Consider the following 719-nt stretch of genomic DNA (forward strand, 5'->3'; position numbering starts at 1 on the left):
ATGGTGCTAAACACCAGATGACTTTTATTGAACCTTACGATGATGAAAATGTCATCGCTGGACAGGGGTCACTAGCTGTTGAAATCCACCACAGCCTAACTGCCGACGGGGAAACTGCAGACTATGTCTTAGTGCCTATCGGTGGGGGAGGATTGATCTCTGGTGTTTCTGCATATGTCCGTGAAGCCATGCCTGAAACCAAAATTGTTGGCGTTGAACCAGCCGGTGCAGCGTCCATGAAACTGGCCCTTGACCAAGGTCAGCCGACAGCCCTTGAGAAAGTGAACAAATTCGCGGATGGTACAGCAGTTGGTAAGGTAGGGGACATCACCTTCCAATACGCTAAAGATAATATTGACCGCATTGAAACAGTCGAAGAAGGTAAGATTGCGGGGACAATTATTGACTTGTACACCAAGCAAGCCATTGTAGCCGAACCTTCAGGCGCCTTGACCGTATCTGCTCTAGATAATATGGCCGAAGACCTTGTTGGCAAAACAGCCGTTTGCATCATTTCTGGTGGGAATAACGACATCAACCGCATGGCGGAAATTGAGGAGAAAGCTTTGATCTATTCTGGAACCAAACAATACTTTGTAGTGAATTTCCCGCAAAGACCAGGCGCATTAAGAGAATTTGTAACGGATGTTTTAGGCCCCGACGATGATATCGCTAAGTTTGAATATACCAAGAAAATTTCCCGGTCAAATGGACCAGCG

At 46.7% G+C, this 719-nt stretch carries 1 protein-coding gene; it reads left to right on the forward strand.

What is annotated here, in order from left to right:
• A partial coding sequence (locus ACRCJ0_RS17525; RefSeq protein WP_431391432.1) for a pyridoxal-phosphate dependent enzyme occupies positions 1–719 on the forward strand: 719 nt, incomplete at both ends.

It is taken from the genome of Aerococcus sp. L_32 (assembly GCF_050689315.1).